The sequence below is a fragment of the Amphibacillus indicireducens genome (genome assembly GCF_039539605.1).
GTDB classification, from domain to species: Bacteria; Bacillota; Bacilli; order Bacillales; family Amphibacillaceae; genus Amphibacillus; species Amphibacillus indicireducens.
The window spans coordinates 1-1771 of record NZ_BAABDL010000111.1 but is presented as its reverse complement, the minus strand read 5'-3'; the positions used below and the strand labels follow the sequence as shown (position 1 = coordinate 1771).

General features: G+C 35.3%; 2 protein-coding genes. One reads left to right on the top strand and one right to left on the bottom strand.

What is annotated here, in order from left to right:
- Positions 1-137: 137 nt before the first annotated feature.
- The gene (locus tag ABD814_RS09890; protein ID WP_344912714.1) at positions 138-1007 is read right to left on the bottom strand and encodes a CvfB family protein; all 870 of its coding nucleotides are present in this window, start codon (positions 1005-1007) and stop codon (positions 138-140) included.
- Positions 1008-1121: 114 nt separating this feature from the next.
- On the opposite strand from ABD814_RS09890, the gene ABD814_RS09885 reads away from it, so the two are divergent.
- Entirely contained in the window at positions 1122-1559 is a 438-nt protein-coding gene (locus ABD814_RS09885) for a YaiI/YqxD family protein (protein WP_344912713.1), read from the top strand.
- The last annotated feature ends 212 nt before the right edge of the window (positions 1560-1771 follow it).

Genomic DNA, 1771 nt, shown 5'->3' with positions numbered 1-1771 from the left:
GATTTGATGCGGTTTATTCAGGTTTTATGATTGGGCTATGAATAATCTAGGCTATTATATCTTGTTAAGAACAGTCTTTCAATTTTTTTCGATAAAATACCTGTTTATCACCTATACAATATGACTTTATACCTGAATTAATTGTCTTTCTCTGGATCATTAGTAACTAAAAATGTTTTTCCTGCGGCTTGTTCAATTAATCGGTCTTTATATAATTTGCCGATTGCTCGTTTAAACGCAGATTTACTTAAGTTAAAAGTTGCTTGAATTTGTTCTGGTGTTGATTGATTATCAAGCGGCATTTCACCATTATTATCTTTTAAATACGTTAAAATCGTTTCAGCGTCGACAATTCTAGCCTCTTGTTTTCTAGGCAATAACGAAACATTCAATGTTCCGTCTTGTTTAACTTCGATCACGCGACCTTCAACCCATTCACCAACTCTTGGTTCTTTGTTGCGTTCGCTAAAATGAATAAACCCCCGATAACCATCTTCAGTAATGATCACTGCACCTTCTTTACCTGACCTGAAGACACGACCACTAATATCTTGGTTAAAGAGTGATTTTGGTGCAGTGTCCCAACTTCCATCAAAATCCTCTTCTTTAACCGGTTGAGCAAGTAAACGATCTTTCTTATCATGTGTTAAAGTGACATACAGTTGATCACCAATCTCTGGCCAAGCCGTTTGATGCAGAGGTAAATCATCAGCTGATACAAGCACTTCAAACGTCGATCCAATATCAACAAATACACCTAATCCTTGATAGATACGCTTCACTTCAGCCCAATCAAAAGTTTGAAAGCTGACAGTCGGAATTTTAGCTGTTGCAACAAGGTTATTTTTACTATCATGATACAAGAATGCTTCAACTTGATCATTTTCATTGAACGGCTGATCGGTGATTAGATTAAAATCATTCGTCTGGTCAGATGCGACATAACCACTGTCTATCTGCTCCTTAATTGTTAATTGAACGAGCTCTCCTGCTTTATAATTTGACACGGTTTGTTCTTCCTTTCAATTCTGATATATAATAAATACGACTAATAAACCCTTTCCCTTATTTCGTTAAAAATATGTAGCACGATACTTACTATTGATTAAGGAGGCTTCCAAATGATTATTTATGTTGATGGGGACGCTTGTCCTGTAACGAATGAAATTATTTCAATTGCAAATCAACGGCTAATAAAAGTGATTGTATTAAAAAGTTATTCTCACTATAGTTATCGACAACATCTAGGTTTCGTTGAAGAAATTTATCTTGATAGTGAAAGTGAAGCAGTTGATTATAAATTAATTTCACTAGTTAAAGCTAATGATCTCGTCATTACTCAAGATTATGGGTTAGCCTCCTTAGCATTACAAAAAAAGTGTCAAGTGATCCATCCACGCGGTTTTATCTTTACTGAGCGTAATATCGACAGACTTTTAGCATCACGCTATCAAAATGCCCAAATTCGAAAAAGTGGTGGCCGAACAAAAGGCCCAGCTCCATTTACCGAAAAAAGTCGCCAGCAATTTGTTGACACATTTACAGAGCTAATACTGTAATCACATAAATCACAGTAACAATAATATCAGCAATACAAATTTAATGCTATTTTGTGATCACAACATAAAAATAAGGTGGGTGTTGTAGAACACCGCACCTGATCACTGATTAGATTAAAAAGTGAAACAAATCTTCATCTCCTGACTTTCGCACTTAAAAATGACAAAAACAGCTTTGAATGGCTCTGTCAAGCCATTCAAAAGCTGTTTTT

Coding starts and splice junctions, on each gene's coding strand:
- ABD814_RS09885 (WP_344912713.1), top strand. CDS start 1,122: ATGATTATTTATGTTGATGGGGACGCTTGTCCTGTAACGAATGAAATT.